The 18,198-nt window shown below is 57.5% G+C and carries 14 protein-coding genes and 4 tRNA genes; 16 read left to right on the top strand and 2 right to left on the bottom strand.

The annotated features are described in order from the left end of the window. Window positions 1-74: 74 nt before the first annotated feature. The 16 genes from rho to AC559G_RS13480 all read left to right on the top strand — a co-directional run bounded on the left by rho (window position 75) and on the right by AC559G_RS13480 (window position 15,135). Window positions 75-1,334: a transcription termination factor Rho gene (gene rho, locus AC559G_RS13555; RefSeq protein ID WP_095846383.1), complete on the top strand. Its 1,260-nt coding sequence runs from the start codon at window positions 75-77 to the stop codon at window positions 1,332-1,334. 417 nt (window positions 1,335-1,751) lie between these two features. Continuing rightward, window positions 1,752-2,831 (top strand): UDP-N-acetylglucosamine--undecaprenyl-phosphate N-acetylglucosaminephosphotransferase, encoded by a 1,080-nt coding sequence (gene wecA, locus AC559G_RS13550; RefSeq protein WP_095846381.1) that lies wholly within the window; start codon window positions 1,752-1,754, stop codon window positions 2,829-2,831. Window positions 2,832-2,843: 12 nt separating this feature from the next. After that, complete coding sequence (gene wzzE / locus AC559G_RS13545; protein WP_498912872.1) at window positions 2,844-3,896, top strand: ECA polysaccharide chain length modulation protein; 1,053 nt, start codon at window positions 2,844-2,846, stop codon at window positions 3,894-3,896. Window positions 3,897-3,980: 84 nt separating this feature from the next. Beyond that, the gene (gene wecB / locus AC559G_RS13540; protein ID WP_498912871.1) at window positions 3,981-5,111 is read left to right on the top strand and encodes a non-hydrolyzing UDP-N-acetylglucosamine 2-epimerase; all 1,131 of its coding nucleotides are present in this window, start codon (window positions 3,981-3,983) and stop codon (window positions 5,109-5,111) included. Continuing rightward, window positions 5,108-6,370, top strand: a complete 1,263-nt coding sequence (wecC, locus tag AC559G_RS13535) for a nucleotide sugar dehydrogenase (protein ID WP_498912870.1) — start codon at window positions 5,108-5,110, stop codon at window positions 6,368-6,370. Before wecB ends, wecC begins: the two co-directional genes overlap by 4 nt. Before the next feature lie 25 nt (window positions 6,371-6,395). Beyond that, window positions 6,396-7,118, top strand: a complete 723-nt coding sequence (gene rffC, locus AC559G_RS13530) for a dTDP-4-amino-4,6-dideoxy-D-galactose acyltransferase (protein ID WP_498912869.1) — start codon at window positions 6,396-6,398, stop codon at window positions 7,116-7,118. Beyond that, window positions 7,105-8,235 carry a dTDP-4-amino-4,6-dideoxygalactose transaminase gene (rffA, locus tag AC559G_RS13525; protein WP_462614893.1) on the top strand — a complete coding sequence of 377 codons (1,131 nt, stop codon included), beginning with the start codon at window positions 7,105-7,107 and terminating at the stop codon, window positions 8,233-8,235. The genes rffC and rffA overlap by 14 nt, the downstream gene beginning before the upstream one ends. A gap of 1 nt (window position 8,236) precedes the next feature. After that, a complete protein-coding gene (gene wzxE, locus AC559G_RS13520; protein ID WP_498912868.1) occupies window positions 8,237-9,487 on the top strand; it encodes an O-antigen translocase in 1,251 nt (416 codons plus the stop codon). Continuing rightward, on the top strand, window positions 9,484-10,569 hold the full coding sequence (locus AC559G_RS13515) for a TDP-N-acetylfucosamine:lipid II N-acetylfucosaminyltransferase (protein WP_498912867.1): 1,086 nt from the start codon (window positions 9,484-9,486) through the stop codon (window positions 10,567-10,569). Before wzxE ends, AC559G_RS13515 begins: the two co-directional genes overlap by 4 nt. Further along, entirely contained in the window at window positions 10,566-11,924 is a 1,359-nt protein-coding gene (gene wzyE, locus AC559G_RS13510; protein WP_498912866.1) for a common antigen polymerase, read from the top strand. Before AC559G_RS13515 ends, wzyE begins: the two co-directional genes overlap by 4 nt. 15 nt (window positions 11,925-11,939) lie before the next feature. Then, a complete protein-coding gene (gene wecG, locus AC559G_RS13505; protein ID WP_498912865.1) occupies window positions 11,940-12,680 on the top strand; it encodes a glycosyltransferase in 741 nt (246 codons plus the stop codon). 423 nt (window positions 12,681-13,103) lie between these two features. Next, window positions 13,104-14,507: an amino acid permease gene (gene thrP, locus AC559G_RS13500; protein ID WP_498912864.1), complete on the top strand. Its 1,404-nt coding sequence runs from the start codon at window positions 13,104-13,106 to the stop codon at window positions 14,505-14,507. Window positions 14,508-14,642: 135 nt separating this feature from the next. Further along, window positions 14,643-14,719, top strand: a tRNA-Arg gene (locus tag AC559G_RS13495). 59 nt (window positions 14,720-14,778) lie between these two features. Further along, window positions 14,779-14,854 (top strand) — tRNA-His (locus tag AC559G_RS13490). A 43-nt stretch (window positions 14,855-14,897) separates the two neighbouring features. Next, a tRNA-Leu gene (locus AC559G_RS13485) sits at window positions 14,898-14,984 on the top strand. 74 nt (window positions 14,985-15,058) lie between these two features. Continuing rightward, window positions 15,059-15,135: transfer RNA gene (locus AC559G_RS13480), tRNA-Pro, on the top strand. 703 nt (window positions 15,136-15,838) lie between these two features. On the opposite strand, the gene hemY is transcribed toward AC559G_RS13480, so the two are convergent. Both hemY and hemX read right to left on the bottom strand, forming a co-directional pair. After that, entirely contained in the window at window positions 15,839-17,059 is a 1,221-nt protein-coding gene (gene hemY / locus AC559G_RS13475; protein ID WP_438597597.1) for a protoheme IX biogenesis protein HemY, read from the bottom strand. Between the two features lie 3 nt (window positions 17,060-17,062). Then, a complete protein-coding gene (gene hemX / locus AC559G_RS13470) occupies window positions 17,063-18,187 on the bottom strand; it encodes a uroporphyrinogen-III C-methyltransferase (RefSeq protein ID WP_498912863.1) in 1,125 nt (374 codons plus the stop codon). Window positions 18,188-18,198 lie beyond the last annotated feature (11 nt).

Below are 18,198 nucleotides of genomic sequence, written 5' to 3'. Positions count from 1 at the left end.
AGGCACGTATCACGCTGCCATACCATTCACGATACTAAGTTCGAGACATACCCCGAGTTTAAGAACCCACCACTATGAATCTTACCGAATTAAAGAATACGCCGGTTTCTGAGCTAATTACTCTAGGCGAAAATATGGGGCTGGAAAACCTTGCCCGCATGCGCAAACAGGACATTATCTTCTCTATCCTCAAGCAACATGCCAAGAGTGGGGAAGATATCTTCGGCGATGGCGTCTTGGAGATACTGCAGGATGGATTTGGTTTCCTCCGCTCCGCAGACAGCTCCTACCTCGCCGGCCCCGACGACATTTACGTTTCTCCAAGCCAAATCCGCCGTTTCAACCTTCGCACTGGTGACACCATTTCCGGTAAGATTCGTCCGCCAAAAGAAGGCGAGCGCTATTTTGCCCTGTTGAAGGTTAACGAAGTTAACTACGACAAGCCGGAAAATGCCCGCAGCAAGATCCTGTTTGAGAACTTGACGCCGCTGCATGCCAACTCCCGTCTGCGCATGGAGCGCGGCAACGGTTCGACCGAAGACTTGACCGCCCGCGTGCTGGATCTGGCATCGCCGATCGGCCGTGGACAGCGTGGCCTGATTGTCGCGCCGCCGAAAGCCGGTAAAACCATGCTGCTGCAAAACATCGCGCAGAGCATCGCCTACAACCACCCAGACTGCGTGCTGATGGTGCTGCTGATCGATGAACGTCCGGAAGAAGTGACCGAAATGCAGCGTCTGGTGAAAGGCGAAGTGATCGCTTCGACCTTCGACGAACCGGCTTCCCGCCATGTGCAGGTCGCCGAGATGGTGATCGAGAAAGCCAAACGCCTGGTTGAGCACAAAAAAGACGTGATCATCCTGCTGGATTCCATCACCCGTCTGGCCCGTGCCTACAACACCGTGGTGCCGGCGTCGGGTAAAGTGCTGACCGGTGGTGTGGACGCCAACGCCTTGCACCGTCCGAAGCGTTTCTTCGGCGCAGCGCGTAACGTGGAAGAGGGCGGCAGCCTGACCATCATCGCCACCGCGCTGGTGGATACCGGTTCGAAAATGGACGAGGTTATCTACGAAGAATTTAAAGGTACCGGCAACATGGAATTACACCTGGCGCGTAAAATCGCCGAGAAGCGTGTGTTCCCGGCGATCGATTACAACCGCTCCGGTACCCGTAAAGAAGAATTGCTTACCACGTCTGAAGAACTGCAGAAAATGTGGATCCTGCGTAAGATTATTCACCCGATGGGCGAGATCGACGCAATGGAGTTCCTCATTAACAAATTGGCGATGACCAAAACCAATGATGAATTCTTCGATATGATGAAGCGCTCATAATTGAGTAAAAAATTCGGAGAACGCCACGCCTAAGCGTGGCGTTTTTCGCATTTGACGGATACGATAAGTAGCAGTAATAAAAGCGTAAGTTATTTTGTAACTTATCATTTTGGATTTCTGTAGCCAAAATAATTCGCGTAGCAGGAAGGCGGCGGCCCCGTAGGGGCGAGGGCGAAGGATCAGCCGGGTCACAAAGCCAATATGCCTGCAACATGAAGTATGACGGATATACATTATTAGCGGGCAATCCATATGCCACATTATGGTTTCAATGTGGGGGACGGCTATTACGTAATGGGAATCAATTACTGTTGTCATAGGAAATGACTGAAAGGGAGTACAACATCTGGTGCCTGCTGTAGCCCGTGTTAAGCTGCCTTACTTTCTCAGAGATCTGTTAACTGTGAACTTACTCACATGAGTACTGAACTTCTATTTGTTTTTCTGTTTTCTTTGGCTTTTCTCTTTGTTGCCCGCAAGGTTGCAAAACGTATTGGCTTGGTTGATAGACCCAACTACCGTAAACGCCACCAGGGGATGATCCCGTTGGTCGGCGGCATTTCTGTCTATATCGGCCTGTGCTTCGCCTTTCTGATCTCTGACCAAACGATTGCTCACGGAAAATTATATCTGGCCTGTGCCGGCGTGCTGGTATTGGTTGGCGCGCTGGACGATCGCTATGATATCAGCGTAAAAATCCGTGCTCTGGTTCAGGCGCTGGTGGGTATCGCCATGATGGTTTTCGCCGGCCTGTATCTGCGCAGCTTCGGGCACGTGCTCGGCAACTGGGAAATGCAGCTCGGCCCTTTTGGCTACCTGGTGACGCTGTTCGCCGTCTGGGCCGCGATCAACGCGTTTAACATGGTCGACGGCATTGACGGCCTGCTCGGCGGGCTGTCCTGCGTATCGTTCGGCGCGCTCGGGCTGCTGCTCTATCTGAGCGGGCATACCGACCGCGCATTCTGGTGTTTCGCCATGATCGCCGCCATTGTACCCTATGTGTTGCTTAACCTTGGCATTCTCGGCCGGCGCTATAAGGTGTTTATGGGCGATGCAGGCAGCACGCTGATCGGCTTTACCGCCATTTGGCTCTTGCTGCAAAGCTCCCAGGGCGTGAGCCACGCCATCAACCCGGTTACCGCACTGTGGATCATCGCCATCCCGCTGATGGATATGATCGCCATCATGTACCGCCGCCTGCGTAAAGGCATGAGCCCGTTCTCGCCAGATCGCCAGCACATTCACCACCTGATCATGCGCGCGGGGTTTACCCCGAACCAGGCGTTTGTCTTGATCACCCTAGCGGCTGCGCTGCTGGCGGCGATTGGCGTGCTTGGCGAGCGGCTTACTTTTATCCCTGAATGGTTTATGTTGGCATTATTTCTGCTGGCATTCCTGTTTTATGGTTATTGCATCAAGCGCGCCTGGCGCGTTGCGCGTTACATCAAGCGTTTAAAACGCCGCATGCGGCGTTCCGGCAATAAGCAACAACCTTAACCAGAGGCTGTGATGACTCAAGAGACAACATCTGTCAAAAGGACCCCGGTGGTGGATAACGAGCTAGATATCCGCGGCCTGTTTTGTACCCTGTGGCGCGGTAAAGCCTGGATTATCGGGATGGCGCTGCTGTTTGCCGTGGTGGCATTGGGCGTCTCTTACCTGGTGAAGCAGGAATGGAGCGCGACGGCGATTACCGACCGGCCGACGGTGAATGCCCTGGGCGGGTACTATTCGCAGCAGCAGTTTCTGCGTAACCTGGACGCCCGCGCCACGCCGGTGGCCCCCGCCGATCAACCCAGCATCGCGGATGAAGCCTATAATGAATTTGTGATGCAGTTGGCCGCGTATGATACCCGCCGCGATTTCTGGCTGCACACCGACTATTACCGGCAGCGCCAGGAAGGCGATGCGCGTGCTGATGCTGTGCTGCTTGATGAACTGATCGCCAATATTGTCTTTACCGCGCGCGATGACAAAAAAGTCCCGAACGATAGCGTAAAATTAACAGCCGAAACCGCCAGCGACGCCAACCGCCTGCTGCGCCAGTATGTGGCTTTCGCCAGCCACCGGGCGGCGCAGCACCTGAACGAAGAAATCCAAGGCGCTTGGGCGGCGCGCACCACCTCCATGAAGGCGCAGGTCAAGCGCCAGGAAACGGTGGCCAAGGCGTTGTATCAACGTGAACTGAACACCGTGCAGCAGGCGCTGAAAATCGCCGATCTGCAGGGCATTAGCCGCACCCAGACGACGACGCCGGCGGAGCAACTGCCGGATTCCGATCTGTTCCTGCTGGGCAAGCCGATGCTGCAGGCGCGCCTGGAAGGGTTACAGGCATCCGGGCCATCTTATGATCTTGATTATGAACAAAACCGCGCGATGCTGGCAACATTGAACGTCGGCCCGATGCTGGATGACAAGTTTCAGACTTACCGCTATCTGCGCACCCCGGAAGAGCCGGTGAAACGCGATAGCCCACGGCGCGTATTCTGGCTGGTGCTGTGGGGGGCCGTAGGTGCCCTTGTTGGCGCGGGTATTGCCTTGGCTCGCCGGCCAACTCATTAAAATATAATAATAATTCTTTGAATGGGTGCGAAAGCACCCCATTTGCAGGTTCGCCTGCAGTTAACCGACAAGAAGAGACCCACAGTGAAAGTGTTGACTGTTTTCGGCACCAGGCCTGAAGCTATCAAAATGGCTCCTCTGGTACATGCTTTGGCGCAGGATGCTGCCTTTGAATCAAAAGTCTGCGTCACAGCGCAGCATCGTGAGATGTTGGATCAGGTGCTGCGATTATTTGCGATCACGCCGGATTACGATCTTAACATCATGAAGCCTGGGCAAGGGTTGACGGAAATCACTTGCCGGATCCTTGAAGGCCTGAAAGGCGTGCTCGACGATTTCAAGCCGGATGTCGTCTTGGTGCACGGTGATACCACAACGACGCTGGCCACCAGCCTGGCGGCGTTTTACCAGCGCATTCCGGTCGGCCATGTGGAAGCGGGCCTGCGTACCGGTAACCTGTATTCCCCCTGGCCGGAAGAGGCCAACCGCCGGCTGACCAGCCATCTGGCGGCTTACCATTTCGCGCCGACGGAAAACTCACGGCAGAATTTGCTGCATGAGCAGCAGCCGGACAGCCATATTTTCGTGACGGGCAATACCGTGATTGATGCGCTGTTCTGGGTGCGCGATCAGGTGCTGAGCGACACCGCCCAGCGTGCCCGCATGGCGCAGCGCTATGCTTTCCTGGATGCTGATAAAAAACTGATCCTGGTGACCGGCCATCGTCGTGAGAGCTTTGGCGGCGGGTTCGAGCGCATTTGCAGCGCATTGGCGGATATTGCCCGCAGCCACCCAGAGGTGCAGGTGGTGTACCCGGTGCATCTCAACCCGAATGTCAGCGAGCCGGTTAACCGTATTTTGCAAGGCATCGACAATATTTTCCTGATCGAGCCGCAAGACTACCTGCCGTTCGTCTATCTAATGACGCATGCCTATCTGATCCTGACCGACTCCGGCGGCATTCAGGAAGAGGCGCCGTCGCTGGGCAAGCCGGTGTTGGTCATGCGCGACACCACCGAACGGCCAGAGGCGATCGATGCCGGCACGGTACAACTGGTAGGGACGGACGTAGCCCGGATCGTCAGTGCGGTGACCCGCCTGCTGACGGACGAAGAGACCTATCACATGATGAGCCGGGCCCATAATCCTTACGGTGACGGGCATGCCTGCCAGCGTATCCTCAAAGCTTTGAAGAATCATCAGGTGACACTATGAATTTTGACACGATTTCGGTTATTGGTCTGGGCTACATCGGGCTGCCAACGGCGGCGGCTTTTGCCTCCCGCAGGAAAAAAGTGGTGGGCGTCGATGTGAACCACCATGCAGTCGATACCATTAACCGTGGCGCCATTCATATTGTCGAACCCGATCTGGCCCACGTGGTGAAAGAGGCGGTGGAAGGGGGTTATTTGCAGGCGGTGACCAAACCGCAGGCGGCCGATGCGTTTCTGATTGCCGTTCCCACCCCGTTTAAAGGCGACCATGAGCCGGATTTGGCCTTTGTCGAAGCCGCGGCCAAATCGCTGGCGCCGGTGCTGAAAAAGGGCGATTTGGTCATTCTGGAATCCACCTCCCCGGTGGGGGCGACGGAACAGATGGCGCAATGGTTGGCCGAAGCCCGCGGCGATCTGCGTTTCCCGCAGGATGCGGGTGAAGCCGCCGACGTGAATATCGCCTATTGCCCGGAGCGCGTGCTGCCGGGGCAGGTGATGGTGGAGCTGATTCAAAACGATCGCGTGATTGGCGGCATGACGCCGCGATGCTCCGCGCGTGCCAGCGCCCTGTACAAGATTTTCCTCGAAGGCGAGTGCGTGATTACCAACTCCCGCACGGCGGAGATGTGCAAACTGACGGAAAACAGCTTCCGCGACGTGAATATTGCCTTTGCTAACGAACTGTCGCTGATCTGCGCCGAGCAAGGGATTAACGTGTGGGAGCTGATTCGCCTGGCGAACCGCCACCCGCGCGTCAACATTTTGCAGCCCGGCCCCGGCGTCGGTGGCCACTGCATTGCGGTGGATCCGTGGTTTATCGTGGCGCAGAACCCGCAGTTGGCGCGCCTGATCCACACCGCTCGCCTGGTTAACGACGGCAAACCGTTGTGGGTGGTCGATCGCGTTAAAGCGGCCGTTGCCGACTGCCTGGCGGCGACCGGTAAACGGGCGGCGGAGGTTAAAATCGCCTGCTTCGGCCTGGCGTTCAAGCCCAATATCGACGATCTGCGCGAAAGCCCGGCGGTGGAAGTGGCGCAATTGATCGCCAACTGGCACGTGGGGGAAACCCAGGTGATCGAACCGAACGTGGAGCAACTGCCGAAAGCGTTGGCCGGCCAGGTGGTGTTGAAAGATCTCAATGCCGCGCTGCAGCAGGCCGATGTGCTGGTGCTGCTGGTGGATCACAATAAATTCCGCGCCATTGCGCCCGAGGCCATCAAACAACGCTGGATTGTGGATACCAAAGGCGTCTGGCGTTAACGCCGGCGCTTTAAGGAGTGGGGATATGTGCCTGTACGCCGCCGTTGAGCCGTTAAGCTGGGAAAGTGAGTTTTTCGGCATAGCCAGCGCGAAGCTGAACTTCAGCTCGCCGGCGCCGGCCGTTACGGCCGAGGCGCTGGATGCGTTTACGCTGGTGCAGGCCAGGATCCCGGCGCAGCGTCTGGATCTGGCCGATGCGCTGGCGGGCTTCGGCTTTCGCCTGGTGGAAGGGGCGGTCGATCTTTCCCTGACCGTCGGCAATGAACGCCCGGCAGCCCAGGATTTGCCGGTGCGCCCCGCCACGCCGGCGGATATTCCCGCGCTGCGCGCGGCGGCCAGCGAAGTGTTCGCCATCAGCCGCTTTCGCGCGCCGTGGTATGCGCCGCAAGACAGCGGCCGCTTTTACGCCGCCTGGGTTGAAAAAGCGGTGCTCGGCACCTTTGATCACCAGTGCCTGTTGGCACTGGGCAGCGGTGGCCAGCCCGTTGGGTTTGTCAGCCTGCGCGATATCGGCCGGCAGCAGGCGCGTATCGGCCTGCTGGCAGCGTTCCCTGGGGCGGCAGGCCAGGGCGTCGGCGCCTGCCTGATGGCGGCGGCGCAGGGCTGGTGCCAACAGCGGCAACTGACGCGCCTGTGGGTGGCGACCCAACTGGGCAATATTCCCGCATTGCGGCTCTATCAACGGCACGGTGCGATGGTGACGGACACCGCGTACTGGTTATACCGAGGTTTACATGATTCCATTTAACGCACCACCGGTAGTGGGTACCGAGCTTGAATACATGCAGGCGGCCATGGGCAGCGGCAAACTGTGCGGCGATGGCGGCTTTACCCGCCGCTGCCAGCAGTGGATGGAGCAACACTTCGCCTGCCCGAAAGTGCTGCTGACGCCGTCGTGCACGGCATCGCTGGAGATGGCGGCCATCCTGCTGGATATCCAGCCGGGTGATGAAGTCATCATGCCGAGCTATACCTTTGTTTCCACCGCCAACGCCTTTGTGCTGCGCGGGGCGACGATCGTCTATGTGGATATCCGCCCGGATACCCTGAACATCGATGAAAGTAAAATCGAAGCGGCGATCACCGAGAAAACCCGCGCCATTGTGCCGGTGCACTACGCCGGCGTGGCCTGCGAGATGGACACCATCATGGCGCTGGCGGAGAAGTACAACCTGCTGGTGGTGGAAGACGCCGCTCAGGGCGTGATGTCCACCTATAAAGGTAAGGCGCTGGGCACCATCGGCCACGTGGGCGCGTTCAGTTTCCACGAAACCAAAAACTACACCGCCGGCGGTGAAGGCGGCGCCACGCTGATTAACGATCGCGCCTTGATCGAGCGGGCGGAGATCATTCGCGAAAAGGGCACCAACCGCAGCCAATTCTTCCGCGGCCAGGTCGATAAATACACCTGGCGCGATATCGGCTCCAGCTATCTGATGGCCGATTTACAGGCGGCCTACCTGTGGGCGCAGTTGGAAGCGGCTCAGCCAATCAACGCGCGCCGCCTGCAGCTCTGGCAAAACTACTACAACGCCTTCAAACCGTTGGCCGCCGCCGGGCGGATCGCCTTGCCGGTGATCCCGGCCGACTGCGTGCACAATGCCCATATGTTTTACCTCAAACTGCGGGATATTCAGGATCGCTCGGCGTTCATCGCCTACCTGAAAGAAGCGGAGATTTTGTCGGTATTCCATTATATCCCGCTGCACAGCAGCCCAGCGGGCGAGCGTTTCGGCCGCTTTGACGGCGAAGACCGCTTCACCACCCAGGAAAGCGAGCGCCTGGTGCGGCTGCCGTTGTTCTACAATATGTCGGACGTTAATCAGCGCACGGTGATCAGCACCATCCTGAGCTACCTCGCCTGATATGTCGTTGGCAAAAGCATCGCTTTGGACCGCCGGCTCCACGCTGATCAAAATCGGCGTGGGGCTGTTGGTCGTCAAGCTGTTGGCCGTGGCCTATGGCCCCGCCGGTGTGGGGCAGGCGGGCAACTTCCGCCAGTTGGTCACTGTGCTGGGCGTGCTGTCCGGCGCTGGGATATTCAACGGCATCACCAAATACGTCGCCCAGTATCATCAGGATCCGCAGCGCCTGCGCCTGGCGGTGGGCACCGCGTCAAGCATTGTGCTGGGGTTCTCAACCCTGCTGGCGCTGGTGTTTCTGTTTGCCGCCGAACCGATCAGCATCGGGCTGTTTGGCCATGCGCGTTATGTTAACGTGGTGCAGGCCGTGGCGTTTATTCAGATGGGCATCGCCTATGCCAACCTGTTCCAGGCGGTGTTGAAAGGCTATCGCGACGCGATGAGCAACGCGCTCTCCGTGATCGGCGGCAGCCTGATTGGCGTGGCGGCCTATGCCTTGTGTTTCACGCTCGGCGGTTATGAAGGCGCGCTGGTCGGCCTGGCGCTGGTGCCGGCGCTGGTGGCGCTGCCCGCCGGCGTATTGCTGTGGCGGCGCAGCCCGATGCCGCTGCGCCACCTGCTGCCCGCGTGGGATGGGGCGTTGGCCTGCCACCTGGGCAAGTTCACCATTATGGCGCTGATAACCTCGGTGACGCTGCCGGTGGCTTACGTGATGATGCGTAACCTGTTGGCCCGGCATTACGGCTGGGATGCGGTGGGGATTTGGCAAGGGGTGAGCAGTATTTCCGATGCCTATCTGCAGTTTATTACCGCCTCGTTCAGCGTCTATCTGCTACCGACGCTCTCGCGTCTGGTGGACAAACAGGCCATTTCGCAGGAAATTGTGCGTTCGCTGAAGTTTGTGCTGCCGGCGGTGGTGGCGGCCAGCTTTGCCGTCTGGCTGTTGCGCGATGTGGCGATTTGGCTGTTATTCTCGGACAAGTTCACCGCCATGCGCGATCTGTTCGCCTGGCAACTGGTGGGCGATGTGCTGAAAGTGGGCGCCTATGTATACGGCTATCTGGTGATCGCCAAGGCGGCGCTGCGGTTTTATATTCTGACGGAAGTCAGCCAGTTTTTGCTGCTGACGCTGTTTTCTCATTGGCTGATACCGTTGCACGGTGCACTGGGCGCGGCGCAAGCCTATATGGCAACCTACATCGTGTATTTTGCGCTGTGTAGCTGCGTATTTATTCTTTATCGTAGACAAGTATGACCACACTGATTCACGTACTGGGATCTGACATCCCGCATCACAATCAGACAGTGCTGCGTTTCTTCGACCAGGTGCTGGCAACGCGCTTGCCGCAGGAACAGGTGCGCCACTTTATGGTGGCCGCCAAAGACGTGGCTGCGCTGGGGCAATTTCCGGCGCTGCAGATTGAAAGCTACGCCGGCAAGAAAAGCCTGGCGCAGGCAGTGATCGCCCGTGCGCAGGCCGATCGCAGTTGCCGTTTCTTCCTGCATGGGCAGTTCAACCCCACGCTGTGGCTGGCGTTGCTCAGCGGCAAAATCAAGCCCGAGCAGGTGAGTTGGCATATATGGGGGGCCGATCTGTATGAAAACGCCACCAGTTGGAAATATCGCCTGTTTTATCTGCTGCGCCGTATGGCGCAGGGACGGGTGGGGCACGTTTTTGCCACCCGGGGCGATCTGATCCATTACCATCAGCGGCACCCGCGGGTGCCGGCTTCGCTGTTGTACTTTCCAACGCGGATGGATCCTCAACTGACCGGTGTGGAGGTTGAGAAAAACCTCGCCGGGCCGATGACGATCCTGGTGGGCAACTCCGGCGACAATACCAACCGCCATATTGAAGCGCTGCAGGCGATCCACCAACAGTTCGGCGCCAATGTGCGGGTGATAGTACCCATGGGCTACCCGCCCAATAATGGCGCCTATATCGAGCAGGTGCGCAAGGCCGGTCTGGCGCTGTTTGGCGCCAAAAACCTGCAGTTGCTGACGCAGCAGGTGGCATTTGACGATTACCTGAACATCCTGCGCGAGTGCGATCTCGGCTACTTTATTTTCGATCGCCAGCAGGGCATCGGTACGCTGTGCCTGTTGATTCAGTTCGGCGTGCCGTTTGTGCTTAGCCGCCAGAACCCGTTCTGGCAGGATTTGGCGGAGCAGCGCCTGCCGGTGCTGTTCTATGGCGATACACTGGATGAAGCAGTGGTGCGTGAAGCCCAGCGGCAACTGGCGCAGGTGGATAAACAGGCGATCGCTTTCTTCAACCCGAACTACATTGATGGCTGGCAACAGGCGCTGGAGCTGGCGGCGGGAGAACAGCCATGACGCTGGCGCAATTTGGCGGCCTGTTGGTGGTTTATCTGATTGGGCTGTTGTTTGTGCTGGCGCTGACCTACCGCGAGTTTCGGCGCGTCCGCTTTAACTTCAACGTATTCTTTTCGTTGCTGTATTTGCTGACGTTCTACTTCGGTTTCCCGCTGACCTGTCTGCTGGCGATGCGCTTTGGCGTCGACGTGGTGCCGCCGGCGTTCCTGATGTACGCCATGCTGTCGGCCACCTGCTTTTACGCCATCTATTACGTCAGCTATAAAACCCGCTGGCGTTTGGCGGCCAGCCAGCCGCGCGCGCCGCTGTTCACCATGAACCGGGTGGAAACCAACCTGACCTGGGTGCTGCTGATGTTGGTGGCGATCAGCACCGTCGGCATTTTCTTTATGCACAACGGCTTCCTGCTGTTCAAGCTCAACTCCTACAGCCAGATTTTTTCCAGCGATGTCTCCGGCGTTGCGCTCAAACGCTTCTTCTACTTCTTTATTCCGGCGATGCTGGTGGTGTATTTCCTCCGGCAGAGCATGGGTGCCTGGTTCTTTTTCCTGCTGGCGACGGTGGCGTTCGGCTTCCTGACCTATCTGATCGTCGGCGGCACGCGCGCCAATATCATCATCGCATTCGCCCTGTTCCTGTTTATCGGCATCGTTCGCGGCTGGATCACACTGTGGATGCTGGCGGCGGCGGGCATCTTTGGCATCGTCGGCATGTTCTGGCTGGCGCTAAAGCGCTATGGGCTGGATGTGAGTGGTGACGAAGCGTTCTACACTTTCCTGTATCTGACGCGCGATACCTTCTCGCCGTGGGAAAATCTGGCGTTGCTGCTGCAAAACTACGATAAGATCGATTTTCAGGGGCTGGCGCCGATCGTGCGTGATTTTTACGTCTTTATTCCCTCCTGGCTGTGGCCGGGGCGGCCGGACGTGGTGCTCAACAGTGCCAACTACTTTACCTGGGAAGTGCTGGATAACCATTCCGGGCTGGCGATCTCGCCCACGCTGATTGGCTCGCTGGTGGTGATGGGCGGTGTGCTGTTTATTCCCCTGGGGGCGGTGGTGGTTGGGCTTATCATCAAATGGTTCGACTGGCTGTATGCCCTGGGCCGGGCGGAGCCGAACCGTTATAAATCGGCGATCCTGCAGGGTTTCTGTTTTGGCGCCGTGTTCAACATCATTGTGCTGGCGCGCGAAGGGCTGGACGCATTCGTTTCGCGCGTGGTGTTCTTCTGTCTTATTTTCGGCGCCTGCCTGGTGGTGGCGAAGCTGCTGTTCTGGCTATTCGATAGCACTGGGCTTATCCGGGCGCGTTCGCAGCATCGGCCTGCGCCACCGCAGGCTGACGGTTTTCTGTAGAGGGTCATAATCATCATGGAAGCAAAGGTGTCTGTTGCCCAATACGTGCTGCGCGGTTTTAGCCTTTGGGGCTTTCGCGATATGGTGCAGTGTCTGGATTTTCTGTTTGATGGCGGCAAGATCAGGCAGGGGACGCTGGTGGCAATGAATGCCGAAAAAGTGCTGAATGCGGAGCGCGATCCGGCGCTGCGCGCATTGCTGGACGAGGCGGAATACAAGTACGCCGACGGGATCAGCATGGTGCGCGCCATCCGGCGAAAATACCCCGGCGCAGAGGTGGCGCGCGTGGCGGGTGCGGATCTGTGGGAAGCGCTGATGCAGCGTGCGGGCCGGGAAGGCACGCCGGTGTTTCTGATCGGCGGTAAACCGGCCGTGCTGGCGGAAACCGAGCAGAAGCTGTGCCGGCAGTGGAATGTGAACATTGTCGGCAGCCAGGACGGTTATTTTGCGCCCGAGGCACGCGGCGCGCTGTTTGAACGCATTCGCGCCAGCGGGGCGGCGATCGTGACGGTAGCGATGGGCTCGCCGAAGCAGGAAATCCTGATGCGGGACTGCCGCAAGGTACACCCTGCTGCGCTGTATATGGGCGTAGGCGGTACCTATGACGTGTTTACCGGCCATGTGAAGCGTGCGCCCAAGGTGTGGCAGCGCCTGGGCCTGGAGTGGCTTTACCGGCTGCTATGCCAGCCCAGCCGGTTGCGCCGCCAACTGAGGCTGCTGAAGTTTGTGGGTTACTATTATGGTGGCAAGCTATGATGGCGCCGGTTTTTGTGCTGTATGCCGGCGGCTATCGCCTCACTGCGTTATCACCGGCGCAGCGCGTACCGCGCCTTTTGCCGGGAAAAACCGCGTTTCTATAACCTCCCGCCCTAATACGCCGCTTGTTTATTTCATAAAGTTTTAACGTGCGGTTTGCTTATAGCCGCAAAATGCGAAACGATACCGACCGGAAATTATTCCTTACGGCCTTTACGCTGGGTTTACCGGGTGAAACTGCATTTTTTTACTGCATTTTTGCCGGCTAACCCGTGGATAGTGCTGCCGATTAGGGTAATTAACCACCTAAAACAATAATGACCGGCGCCAGCCGGCAGGCAAACATAACAGGGGTTGTGTTCCATTCGGGCAACGCCGAACGGCGGTGGATGGAAACAGCCGATAAATAACAACTGAGGATTTATGGCGAGTAACGAAAAACCGCAGGGATTACAACGGGGGCTGGAAGCCCGGCATATTGAATTGATTGCGTTGGGCGGCACCATTGGCGTCGGCCTGTTTATGGGATCGGCCAGTACGCTGAAGTGGGCTGGGCCGTCAGTATTGCTGGCCTATATCATTGCCGGGCTGTTTGTTTTCTTCATTATGCGCTCAATGGGGGAAATGCTGTTCCTGGAGCCGGTGGCCGGCTCTTTTGCCGTTTATGCGCATAAGTATATGAACCCCTATTTTGGCTACCTGACGGCCTGGGGATATTGGTTTATGTGGATTGCCGTCGGGGTGTCCGAAATCACCGCGATCGGCGTGTACGTCCAGTTCTGGTTCCCGGAAATACCGCAGTGGCTGCCGGCGTTGATTGCCGTCGGCATGGTGGCGTTGGCTAACCTGGTGGCGGTTCGGCTGTATGGCGAACTGGAATTCTGGTTCGCGATGATCAAGGTCACCACGATTATTGTGATGATCCTGGTTGGCCTGGGGGTGATTTTCTTTGGCTTCGGCAACGGCGGTGAACCGATCGGCTTTGCCAACCTGACGGCGCACGGCGGCTTCTTCGCCGGCGGCTGGAAAGGCTTCCTGTTCGCACTCTGTATTGTCGTGGCGTCCTACCAGGGGGTTGAACTGGTTGGTATTACCGCCGGCGAGGCTAAAAACCCGAAGGTCACCCTTAAAAGGGCGATCAACAATATCCTGTGGCGTATCCTGATCTTCTACGTGGGTGCCATCTTCGTGATTGTGACTATTTTCCCGTGGAACGGCATCGGCACGGCCGGTAGCCCGTTTGTGCTGACCTTCGCCAAGATCGGCATTGTGGCTGCGGCCGGGATCATTAACTTTGTGGTATTGAGTGCGGCGCTCTCCGGCTGCAATAGCGGTATGTATAGCGGCGGGCGTATGTTGTATGCGCTGGCGAAAAACCGCCAGTTGCCGGCGGCGCTGACCAAGCTCTCCGGCAACGGCGTGCCGGTCAACTGTATCGTGATTACCATCCTCTGCCTGTTGGCCGGCGCGATGCTGAACTACATTATTCCAAACCCGCAGCAGGTGTTTGTGTATGTGTACAGCGCCAGCGTGCTACCGGGGATGGTGCCGTGGTTTGTGGTGCTGATTAGCCAGCTCCATTTCCGCCGCGTGCATAAAGAAGCGATCAAAACCCATGGCTTCAAGTCGGTTATGTTCCCGTACGTGAACTACCTGACCATCGCTTTCCTGCTGTGCGTATTGGTTGGTATGGGGATCAACCCGGACACGCGTATTTCTCTGCTGGTTGGGGCGGTGTTCCTGGCTGCCGTCAGCGCCTGCTATTTCGCATTAGGCATGAATAAAAAACAGCATCAGGCTGAAAATCGGGTAGAAACTCAGCAATAAGCCGCTAAAAAGGGCTATGGATGGCCCTTTCTTGCGCAGTGCTGCGCAAAGCATAAGCAAACGCAACATTTCTGCGAAAAAGCACTAGACAGGATTGGTTTAAATCCGTAGTATCCCCACCCGCAACGGCGCTACGCGCCCGTAGCTCAGCTGGATAGAGCGCTGCCCTCCGGAGGCAGAGGTCTCAGGTTCGAATCCTGTCGGGCGCGCCATTAAGTTTGTGCGCAAGAGCTGCGGTGGTATGATTACCGCGTGATTTTAAGAAGTAATGGTGGCTATAGCTCAGTTGGTAGAGCCCTGGATTGTGATTCCAGTTGTCGTGGGTTCGAGTCCCATTAGCCACCCCATCTTCCTACGGGAAGTGAAGAGTAAAAGCTGTTTTGTGGCCGTGCGAAGGTGGCGGAATTGGTAGACGCGCTAGCTTCAGGTGTTAGTGTCTTAACGGACGTGAGGGTTCAAGTCCCTCTCTTCGCACCACGCAAAATGTCTTAAATAGTTAATATTTTCATAGACATAAAGCTTATTACCCGGTAGTATGCCAAACAATATATCGGCGAGTAGCGCAGCTTGGTAGCGCAACTGGTTTGGGACCAGTGGGTCGGAGGTTCGAATCCTCTCTCGCCGACCACATTCGAGAAACCTGCTTTCATAAGCAGGTTTTTTTCGCCCGTCATCTTTGCTCTTTCTTCGGCCGTAGGCGGTTTTCCGCTCTCGCGATCACCTTTTCCTTATTTTGTTCAGCGTATTGCGCAAAACTGTTGGTTTTCGGCGACATTGACCCTGTGGCCTGTCGCCAGCAGGAGACATCTAATTTACTGAATCTATTAGATAAAAGGCATGGGTGGTCAGGCTGTCGTTTGCTGGCGACAAATAACCGATGCACCGCTTGCAGAGGGGGCGCCGTATAGTGGCAGACATAAAAAATAGCGGATTTAATTTCTTAAAAATCATGGTGATAGATTGATTATGTGTCTGAATGGCAAAGTTGGCACGACAAGTGCAATATCTATCCCGTAGATGCTCATTCCATCCCTTATGTTCGCCTTAGGCTTCATAAACCCTGGGAATGATGCAGAGCCGATTTAGGGTGCCTATTGCCTACCAGAACGATGAAAGGTTGCTTGCAGCTGTTTCATCATACTTAGGGCATTACGTTGAGTGAGGCACCGCCCCTGTTGTCCTAGACCTGATTGCTTCTCTTATACACTTGCCGGTTCGGCAAGTGTTTTTTTTGCCTGTTATTTGGTTGGCCGCGCAGCATGACGGCAGGGCAATAAGAGCAGAGGGATGGGGGCGTAAATCCCCCCTGGCGGGCGGCCAGGGGGGGACGGTTAGGCGGCGGGAGGCGCCGGTGGTTGGCTATCGCCATTTTGCTTCAGCGTCAGCATCAGCCCTTCACGGCGCATTTGCGCCGCCTCGCTGGAGCGGTGCAGTTTTTCCAGCGTGTCCGCCAGCCAGGCGTAGTCGAAGGCATCCGGGCGCTGCTGCAATGCGGCGCGGAAGGCTTCGCTGGCCGGCTGCCATTCGCCCTGTTTCATCAATAGCTGGCCCAACGTGCTGTTCAACAGCGGCGTGGCGCCGTGTTGTTTGATCTGCAGGCGCAACGCCTTCTCCAACTGTTCCGGGTTGCCGGAACGGATGCGTGGGATCAGCAATACCAGGCGTTCGTCATACTGGCGCTTCAGGCCGTCGAGTAGGATTTCCTGCGCCATTTGATGGTCGTCGCATTGGATCAGGTGTTCTATCATCGCTATCTGCAGCGGCACTTCATGGCGGATTTTGCGGCTCTGGTTGTTCCACCAGCGTTTCAGCCCGTCGCTGCCTTCATCCGCCATCGCCTGGTTCATCAAGCCAATATAGGCCTGCTGTTGCAGCGCTTGCAGTTCGCTTTCGCTGTGGAGCTTCACTTTGCTCATTGAAGGCAGAATTTCCAGCAGCGAGGCATAGGCGCCGGTGCGCAGGTAGGCCTGTTCCGCCAGGCGCAGCACTTCAGGGTGACGTGGCGCCTGGTTCAACAGGCGATCGACCCCGTGGCGCGCAGCATGCACTTCGCCCTGCGCCAGTTGAATACGCACCCGGGTGATATCGACCGGCAGCTGATCGGTATCCGCCGCTTCGGCGGCGCGCTCCAGGTATTGGTTGGTGCGGAACTCATCTCCACGCTGTTGCGCCGCTTCGGCGGCCAGCAGGTAGTTCACCACTGGTTGCTCCGCATGGTCGGCGTTGCGCGTCAGCAGTTTTTCCACCTGTTTGTAATCGCCTTCCGCCAGCTTGATCAGCGCCGCTTTGGTTTGCTTGCGCGCCCGGCTGCGCTTGCGGCCAAGGAACCAGCCGCGGGTGCGGGCGCCGGTACGGAATACCCGGCGCAGGAGCCATTCGATGGCAAACAGCACTACGAACAGCAGAATGCCCATGATAACCAGCCCGGTCACGCTGGTTTCAACGTTGTAGTTATCGGTTTGAATCAGCACATAGCCCTGATGGCCAGCCAGCATCGGCCCAAGCACCACGCTGGCGATCAACACCAGGAACAGGAATAACACGCGTAACATGGCTTATCCCTCCTGATGGGCTGCAGGGCCCTGGGCAAGCAGGTTGCGCACCCGGGTCTGCATCTGTTTTTCCAGCAGCGGCTGGCTTTTTAGCTGGCTCGGCACATCCATGGAGATCGACTGTTGGCTCAGGCCGTCCAGCTCTTCCAGGAACGCTTTGGTGGTGGGATCGCTGGTGTCAAAATAGGCGCGTACCCAGGTTGAAACGGTTTCCAGCGACTGTTTATACACCTCATCCTGATGACGCGGGATCGCCTGGGCGGCAATCAGCAGGCGTGAACGGATATTCTCGCGCAGGTAGATATCCTGATTCGGCGCCAGCAACGGTTCTGCGCTGGTATCACGGCGGCGGATGGTAATGAAGTCCGCCATAAAGTTATGCCAGCTTTTGCTCAGGTTCTGGCGCCATTCGCTGATCGAACTGGACAGCTCGCTGCTGTCTTCATCCATCGGCGACTCGTCGCTGTCGTTGTCCGCCAGGCGCAGGTTATCCACCTGATTGGCCAGTTGGTTGACCTTCAGGATGGTGCCGTCAAAATCGACCTGAGCCACGGTAGACAGCGTGCTGACGTCTTCGGTAATCGCCCGGCGCACGTCGATCAGGCTCGGATCGTTCATGTCCGCCAGGCTGGCGTCGGCGCTTTTCAGCAGCGCCGCGGCGGTGTTGACGTCCTGATCGCCCCACAGCTTGCGGCCGGCCATTTTCACCAGGAAATCGGCCTGGGCCAGCAACCAGGTTTTGGCGTCGCTGCCAGAGATCACGGCGACCTTTTCCTGCAGCTCATTCAGTTGACGCGCAAGAGCAGCCTGTTCATGATCGGCGGTGGCCAGCGATGTGCCCTGTTGCTGCAACATGTTTTCCAGCGCACGCTTTTCCTGCTGCTGGCTTTGCTGCAGCGTAGCCAACTGGCTCTGCAGATCCTGATTGGCGGCGATCAACATTTGTGCCTGCTTGTGCGTGTGGTAATAACCGCCAGCGCCTAGCGCAATCACCAGCACGATGGCAATTGCGCCCAGGGCAGCGCCGGTGTTTTTACCTTTACGGCTGTTCGCTTCTGGCTGCTGCGGGCTTTCAGCCTTACGAGCCGGCTCTTCAACCGGTGCTGATGGGGGGGTTTGTTCCGTCATAATGGCACGTT

Origin of the sequence: Gibbsiella greigii, assembly GCF_039540155.1 — a bacterium.
In the GTDB taxonomy this organism is placed as follows: domain Bacteria; phylum Pseudomonadota; class Gammaproteobacteria; order Enterobacterales; family Enterobacteriaceae; genus Gibbsiella; species Gibbsiella quercinecans.
This window is presented reverse-complemented; position numbering and strand designations above follow the sequence as displayed.

Bases quoted from the DNA above. Each gene is read 5' to 3' on its own strand.
- wecC (WP_498912870.1), top strand. From the start codon at position 5,108: ATGAATTTTGACACGATTTCGGTTATTGGTCTGGGCTACATCGGGCTG.
- rho (WP_095846383.1), top strand. From the start codon at position 75: ATGAATCTTACCGAATTAAAGAATACGCCGGTTTCTGAGCTAATTACT.
- hemY (WP_438597597.1), bottom strand. From the start codon at position 17,059: ATGTTACGCGTGTTATTCCTGTTCCTGGTGTTGATCGCCAGCGTGGTG.
- wecG (WP_498912865.1), top strand. From the start codon at position 11,940: ATGGAAGCAAAGGTGTCTGTTGCCCAATACGTGCTGCGCGGTTTTAGC.
- rffC (WP_498912869.1), top strand. From the start codon at position 6,396: ATGTGCCTGTACGCCGCCGTTGAGCCGTTAAGCTGGGAAAGTGAGTTT.
- rffA (WP_462614893.1), top strand. From the start codon at position 7,105: ATGATTCCATTTAACGCACCACCGGTAGTGGGTACCGAGCTTGAATAC.
- AC559G_RS13515 (WP_498912867.1), top strand. From the start codon at position 9,484: ATGACCACACTGATTCACGTACTGGGATCTGACATCCCGCATCACAAT.
- wzyE (WP_498912866.1), top strand. From the start codon at position 10,566: ATGACGCTGGCGCAATTTGGCGGCCTGTTGGTGGTTTATCTGATTGGG.
- hemX (WP_498912863.1), bottom strand. From the start codon at position 18,187: ATGACGGAACAAACCCCCCCATCAGCACCGGTTGAAGAGCCGGCTCGT.
- wecA (WP_095846381.1), top strand. From the start codon at position 1,752: ATGAGTACTGAACTTCTATTTGTTTTTCTGTTTTCTTTGGCTTTTCTC.
- wzzE (WP_498912872.1), top strand. From the start codon at position 2,844: ATGACTCAAGAGACAACATCTGTCAAAAGGACCCCGGTGGTGGATAAC.
- wzxE (WP_498912868.1), top strand. From the start codon at position 8,237: ATGTCGTTGGCAAAAGCATCGCTTTGGACCGCCGGCTCCACGCTGATC.
- thrP (WP_498912864.1), top strand. From the start codon at position 13,104: ATGGCGAGTAACGAAAAACCGCAGGGATTACAACGGGGGCTGGAAGCC.